General features: G+C 52.7%; 3 protein-coding genes. 1 reads left to right on the forward strand and 2 read right to left on the reverse strand.

Annotation, left to right across the window (positions count from 1 at the left end; genetic code table 11):
* Positions 1–312: 312 nt before the first annotated feature.
* Both AC2215_RS26210 and AC2215_RS26215 read right to left on the reverse strand, forming a co-directional pair.
* Complete coding sequence (locus tag AC2215_RS26210) at positions 313–3120, reverse strand: two-partner secretion domain-containing protein (protein ID WP_486812982.1); 2808 nt, start codon at positions 3118–3120, stop codon at positions 313–315.
* 329 nt (positions 3121–3449) lie between these two features.
* Positions 3450–4574, reverse strand: a complete 1125-nt coding sequence (locus tag AC2215_RS26215; protein ID WP_486812983.1) for a calcium-binding protein — start codon at positions 4572–4574, stop codon at positions 3450–3452.
* A gap of 1219 nt (positions 4575–5793) precedes the next feature.
* Between AC2215_RS26215 and AC2215_RS26220 the strand changes: the two genes are divergently transcribed.
* The coding region (locus AC2215_RS26220; RefSeq protein WP_486812984.1) for a filamentous hemagglutinin N-terminal domain-containing protein at positions 5794–7500 on the forward strand (1707 nt) is incomplete at its 3' end.

Genomic DNA, 7500 nt, shown 5'->3' on the forward strand with positions numbered 1-7500 from the left:
CTAAGCGTAGGGGACTCAGGGGAGGCAGGGAATGCACGGGAAATCGGCGATCGCGCAGCTAATTCCCGATGGTACGTTGGAGAGTGAATTGACAATTGACAGACCACTAGCCTGCATTATTCATGAGGTTTGACGAAAATCGCTCAAAGCCTTAGCTGACAAACTAGCTGGTAATCTACCCGAAAAACAGTCTGTTTTTTGAGGTTGACCAGAGATCGGGATTTGAGGCTTTGGTGAATAATCCCGGCTAGTCGCGACACTACTTCTCCGTTTCCTTTGTCTCCTTGTCTCCTTGTCTCCTTGTCTCCCCATCTACCCGCGACATCCATCTGGCCTCTGCACCCGATTATCGGCGACCAAAACCACCCGTCCGTTGTCGTCTACCGTCCATCCCGTGGCTTCTACGAGGCGATCGCTCTCATTTCCCCCCCCAGACTCCCGATTCTCCCAACCCTGGGGCGGTTGAATATCATCGAGGATATCGTTGCTCTCGAGCGGTTCCATCGGCACTGTCGGCAACCCACCCCGTCCGCGATCGATAAATTGACCGGTTCCGTCTCCGGTATCGCATCCTCGGGCGGTTTCCGGAACGCCGGTGGCTTCCGGGAGACTTGCGAGTCCTTGAGTCGGGTCGATGTCTGGGGTATCGATATTTATCTGGCCGTCGGTATTTAATTGGGAGGTGGCGGTAATATCGCTGCGATCGGTCAAACGATTTCGAGGTTGAATGCCAAACAGACTTTGGGCGGTAATCTCGATATTACCCCCTCGTCCGGAGAAAGCATTGGCGGTAATGTCGCTATTTTGGCGGGCGACGATGAAACCATCCGGGGTGGCGATCGTGATGTCGCCACCATTCCCACCCGCCTGTGCCGTACCTGCGGTGGTCGAAATTCGACTTTCGTCACTCAAAAATAGGAGATCGCCAACTCGCACCTCGACGTTCCCCCCATCGGTACTGGCCGTTTCCGCCAGAATTGACGCTTCATTCTCTAGATTCAGGGAGTCTGCGGTGATGTCGATGGTACCGCCAATGCCGGTGCCCTGACTGTCGACGGCGATCGTCGCTCTATCGTCGAGGGTAACCGTCGCCGAATTCACCTCAATACTACCGCCATTGCCACTCGATTCATTTCCCGTGCTGGCAAACAGTCCACTCATCACTCGATCGTCCGTGGAAGTCCCCATCACCTCGACTGCATCGGCATTCACTATTAAACTGCCTCCATCTCCCTGGCCAAACGTACCCGTTCCAACTTGCGCGCCATCGCGAACGATTAATTCACCTGTTGTAATCGTTAAGTTCGAGGCATTTCCAGTTCCCTCGGTTTGAGTGGATAAATTACTCGAAAAGTTTCCGTCACCAGACGTACCAATCAACTGCACCCAGTCTGAAGCGTTGACTCTTAGCTCCCCCGCAGACCCCGCACCTTCGCCTCGGGTTGCTGTTGAAGCGAGTGCTCCATCCCGAATGAGTAGCCGTGCGGTATTAATCGCAAGCGTACCGGCATTACCGGGACCATCTGTTTGAGCGAACAAACCGCTCAGCGGTTCTCCCCCACTGGCTGATGTGCCGAGTAGCTGCACCGATTCCGAAGCATTTACCGTCAAATTTCCACCATCACCACGACCTAGCGTACTGGCTGAAATACTAGCTCCATCCCGTGCTATTAACTCTCGGGTAAAAATTGTCAAATCTCCTGCGTTGCCCACAGGACCTGCGATTTCCATTGGAACTGCTTGCACGAACAAACCACTGGGAAACTGACCATCACCAGAGGTCCCAATCAGTTCTATGGAGTCCGAGGCGCGGACTGTCAAATTGCCGCCATCCCCATCACCGAAGGTGCCTGCTGAAATCTGAGCGCCATCTCCCACCACCAGTTGTCCGGTCTCGATGAGTAAGTTGCCTGCTTTTCCCGTTCCTGCTGTGAGGGCAAATAGGTTGCTGAAAAAATTAGGGTTTATGGCTGATTCTCCCAGGACGCGGACGGATTCCGTAGCTGTGATGGTAAAGTTCCCACCAGGTCCTTCGCCGAAAGTTCCGACTCCGGCTTGCGCGCCATCTTGCACCAGAAATTGTCTGGCCGTAACGGTTAAATCTCCTCCCGAACCCGAGCCTAATGGGTTGGCAAATAAACCGCTTGCGTCTTGTCCGTCGGCAGAAATGCCAATCAGTTGCACGGATTCTGATGCACTCACCGTTAAACTTCCCGCCGTACCCGCACCCAATGTATTGGCCGATACTCGACCGCCTTGAGTGAGTACGACATTTCTTCCCCAAATAGCAACATTACCTCCGTTTTCTCCTCCTGCATTAACGAATGCCGAATTGTCGATCGATATATCTGCAGGAGCTAAATCTGCGGGAAAACTCAAACTCAGATCGTTTTCATTCACGCTGAGTTCTACCAATCCCGAACTCGCAACCCCTGCCAACTCGATTCGACCGCCTGACGCATTGAGATTTCCTCCGGTAATCGAAACTTCCCCCCCAACCAGTACTAAACTGCGATCGTCTGGGACTCGCAACCCCACAAGAGGAACATCTAAGACATCCACCCCAGCCGGTGCCACCGACCGAACTTCGATCGCCCCCCTTGAAGCTCGATCGAAAAATAGCGCCGAGGGATTCACCGTTAGCAGGGGAGGGGCTTCGGGATTGGAGGCACTGTAAAATTGGTTATCGCCGAACCCAATCGCATCGGCGGTACTCCCGAGAAACGAGCCGCCGATATCGAGTTGGGCGTTGGGTCCGAAGAGGATGCCGTTGGGATTGAGTAAAAATAGGTTCGCCGTACCGTTGGCGCGTATCAACCCGTCGATATTGGAAATCGAATCTCCCGTCACCCGACTGAAGATATTTTCGATCGCCAATCCGTTATTAAAAAAGGCTTCCCCTCCCGTGGGAATGGAAAACTCCCGGAAACTGTGAAAGAGATTCGTTCCCCGAAGCACTCCCCCATCGATGGTACAAACCGCGCACCCAGACTCGACGCTCGAGGGTTCGGCAAGGGTGGCATCGGGGACAATCTGGGCAGAGAGGGGAAGTGTGGGGAGGGTGGCGATCGCCCAACTCAGAATGAGCGTCTCGAGGGAGGCATCACAGGTTCGTTTCATTGTCAAGAGTCCGGTTCGGTACCGCGATCGCGGCGATCGAGGGAGTTTGGAGTTGAGAGTATAGCGCCGATTGTGCATTTCCCCCGATCGATCTGTCAATATTGAGTGTGTCGAATCGCTGCTTGGAAGGACATTGCCGGTCTCGTTCGGTTGGATCGTTGTGGGTCGGGTTCGATCGCGATCGCCGACCCGATCGAGTTACACGTCTGTCAAGATTGAGATTGGGAGATTCGATCGCCTCGCTCCCCTTCCCGATCGGCTCCCGCTTCTGGCTGATGTTGCGAGCAAGATGCTCGCGCGATCTGTATCCATCAAAATCACGATCGCCATTAAATCACGGTGATATCGCTGGCGATTAACGACAGGCCTGCAGATAGCGAGGCAAACTGAACCTGAGCTTGACCGCCCACGCCATCGGGGTCGAAGAATAACGCCCCGGTCTGGTTGTTGTAGATAAAGCGATCGCTCGCATCGGAAGCCGCCGCACCCGTGGTAAACTGTGCCGCAGGCAAGTCGCCGGGATTGAGTCCGCCGCCGAAGCCGCCAAAGCCACTGCGATAAACGACCATCTTATCCCCCTGCTGCCAGGTAAAGTCGGTGATGGTGTCCACGTGTCCGTCGGCCGCGAAAAACTCGAATCGATCGGCTCCCAGACCACCAGTTAAGGTATCCGCACCATCGTAAGAGCCACCAGACAGCGTATCGTTGTCGTTACCGCCCGAGAGCACATCCAGACCGCTTTGACCGAGAATTCGATCGTTACCAGCTTCTCCAAAAATCGTATCGTTACCAGCTTCCCCATATAACCTATCGTCTCCCGTCCAACCGGTAATCAGATCGTCTCCAACACCGCCATAAGCCGTATCATCCCCCGTCCAACCGGCAATGATATCGTCACCAAAGTTACCATCAATATAGTCGTCTCCTCCTAGACCGTTCAAAACATTATTGACTGGACTACTGAAAGAATCTCGATCGCGGATGACATTATCGAGGTCATTACCCGTACCATGGGTGGCATTAGGTCCTTGGAGATTTAAGTTTTCAACGGCTTCGGGTAGGGTATAGCTGACAGAAGCGTTGACGGTGTCAATGTCTTGGAAAAATGAATATTCCGTCACCACATCACTGACGTTATCGACCACATAGGTGTCGCGCCCAGAACCACCGTTCATGGTATCGCGATCGGTGCCACCATCAAGAAAGTCCGTGCCGGGACCACCGTAGAGGAGATCGCGACCTGCTTTTCCCAATAGGCGATCGTTACCCTCTAAACCCCAGAGGCTATCGTTGCCAGTTCCACCGTCAATGGTATCGTTCTTAGCGCCGCCAAAGAGAGCGTCGTATCCGCCGTTGCCGTTAATGCGCCAGTTTTTCCACACGGGTTGCCCATTTTCAAATTCGCGATAGGCGCGGAAGTAGTCGTTACCATTAGAGCCATTGTACGTTCCCATGCAAACCCTCCTTTCGGGTATGTTGTCAAAGAATCAATGAACGAATCAATCAAGTCGATTGCTTGCTTCAAAGACGTTTCGCAAAATTCAGGGGCAAATTCTGCAAGAGGCGAATTTTCTTTACAAAGGTTTACAATTTTATGGGAGATCGGGGTACAGCAACCCCTCATATTAACGTCTTTGGATAAGAAATATCCGGTGAGGGTGGGGAATGGGGAATGGGAGATGGAGTACTTCGATCGCGAGCAAAGAGATTCACTCCGGTGGGTTGGGTTCTCGGATGTTTAGCCAGCTCAAATGTTTCCGATCGTGGGCATCCCGGCGATCGACTCAACCAAAACTGACGTTATTAAATCCGGTGGAATAACTATAATTCCGATGGATAGGATCGCCGGTATAAATATTAAAATTTCTTATATTCAAAAAATTAGTGTCTCGGCGGATCGTTTTATGAGGCTCGGGAGGTCGAAGGTGAGGGAATTCTAAGGGCGACTCTCAAAGCATTCGAGAGCAAACGGGAGAAAATAAGAGTATTGTGCGAGCCAACTTCGATCGCTTTTTCATCTCATTCGGGAAATTGCCGAAATATTCTCGAATTTACAGTTTTTTGACGAACGACGACATTAAAATTTCTCAAAAATATAAAAATTAAACACACCTACCCCCTCCCCATAAAACTACGAGACAATGCGAGACTACCATGAGAAGAAATGAGGAGCAAGCGGGAGAATCGGGGAAATGGAGAGAGGATGGGGTAATCCGGTGACAAGAGAGATGCGGTGATGGGGAAGATATGCACAGAGAAGATAAGCAAAGCAAGGGAGAGATAGAAAATGGAAAGGATGACAACAACTCACCCATGGGACATTTGGTAGAAATCAAAAATTCAGACAATTGCTATACCGAAGTCATGAATTTCTTCAGCATTTCCCCTTAAACCTTAAGCTTTAACCCTTTTGGAGAAGATGACGATTGTCCATTCACTGCCTCTAGTGCAGCGCGGCAGAAATAACTGACCCGCTTTCAATCAGTGAAAGCTATGTACAGTAAGCATTTTTAATTTTGCGAAAAGTGGGCGGTGTCGGTCCCCGTCCCGTTCAACTTTTCAAGACGCATTTTTGCATTTTTAATGACCCGTAGCGGCACTAGTCCCCAAAAACGACCCTAGACCCTCAGTGCTTTACACTAGCGATGGGCACATTCGCAACCTCCTCCCGTCATGACTGTCGATTTTCCATCGAACCGTTTTTTCGGTTCTCCATTTGTAATTCCAGGATGTTTTGCGCTGTTGGGTATCGCCGTGCCGCCGGTTTTCGCGCAGCCTATCGTACCGGCAGGGGATGGAACGGGAACGGTGGTAACACCCGAGGGCGATCGCTTCGATATCGGTGGGGGTCAGCTTTCCGGAGATGGGGCGAATTTATTCCACAGTTTCGATCGCTTCGGACTCGATGCGGGGCAAATCGCCAATTTCCTCGCCAACCCCAATCTGGAAAATATCCTCGGACGAGTGGTGGGGGGCGATGCGAGCTATATCGACGGTTTGCTGCAAGTTTCCGGGGGCGATGCTAATCTCTTTCTGGTCAATCCGGCGGGAATCGCGTTCGGTGCCAATGCAAGGTTGAACGTACCGGCAGATTTTACCGCCACCACCGCTACGGGTGTCGGATTCGGGGAGAACAACTGGTTCGACGTTGTCGGGAGTAATAATTGGTCGAATTTGCTGGGGTCTCCCGATGCCCTGGAGTTTGCCACTGCTAATCCGGGGGCGATCGTCAATGCAGGCAATTTATCGATCGCCCCGGAGGCGAACCTCAATTTAATTGGGGGCGTTGTCGCCAATACCGGAACTCTGCAAACCTCGGGCGGGCAGATATCGGTGATGGCCGTTGAAGGGGAAAGCATGGTGCGTTTGAGCGCGATCGGCAACGTTTTGAGCTTAGAAGTTCCCGATCGGGGATTGGAACCGCTAAATCTCAACCCCCTCACCGTGCCGCAACTGCTGGCGGGGGGACAAGTTTTAGGTCATGCCAGCCAACTGATGGCGAACGGTAACGGTACAGTCAGTTTAGTGGGATCGGGATTGGTTCTCGATCCGCGATCGGGAACGGCGATCGTCTCCGGAACCGTAGATGTCTCGGATGTCACTGCCGCCCTACCGAGTTCCGGCATTCAAATTTTAGGCGATCGAATCGGACTCATTGATACCACCCTCAATGCTTCTGGAATCAATGGTGGCGGCAATATCTGGATCGGTGGTGATTTTCGCGGACTCGGGACGGTTCCCAACGCATCGCGCACGTTTGTCAATGAAAATACCTCGATCTTCTCCGATGCGATCGATTTTGGTAATGGCGGACGGGTTATCGTTTGGGCGGACGATACCACCGTATTTCGCGGCAGCATTTACGCTCGCGGTGGTTCTTCCCCCACACCCCACACCCCAGACCTCACACCCTCTTCCGGTGGCTTTGTGGAAATTTCAGGCAAAGAGCAACTGGTATTTCGCGGTAGCGTTGATGTGAGTGCACCCCAAGGAGAACCGGGTACGATTTTTTTCGATCCCGACGAGTTTGATGTGGGAGATGACACCATGGGTGGTGGGTCGACGGATATGGGTAGCGACACCATGGGTGGTGGGTCGACGGATATGGGTAGCGACACCATGGGTGGTGGGTCGACGGATATGGGTAGCGACACCATGGATGGCGGGTCGACGGATATGGGTAGCGACACCATAGATGGCGGGTCGATGGATATGGGTAGCGACACCATGGATGGCGGGTCGATGGATATGGGAGACAGCCTCGGTGGTGGAGACATGGATATGGGTAGCGACACCATGGATGGCGGGTCGATGGATATGGGTAGCGACACCATGGATGGCGGGTCGATGGATATGGGAGACAGCCTCGGTGGTGGAGAC

This window comes from Zarconia sp., from assembly GCF_057467645.1.

Bases quoted from the DNA above. Each gene is read 5' to 3' on its own strand.
- AC2215_RS26210 (WP_486812982.1), bottom strand. From the start codon at position 3,120: ATGAAACGAACCTGTGATGCCTCCCTCGAGACGCTCATTCTGAGTTGG.
- AC2215_RS26215 (WP_486812983.1), bottom strand. From the start codon at position 4,574: ATGGGAACGTACAATGGCTCTAATGGTAACGACTACTTCCGCGCCTAT.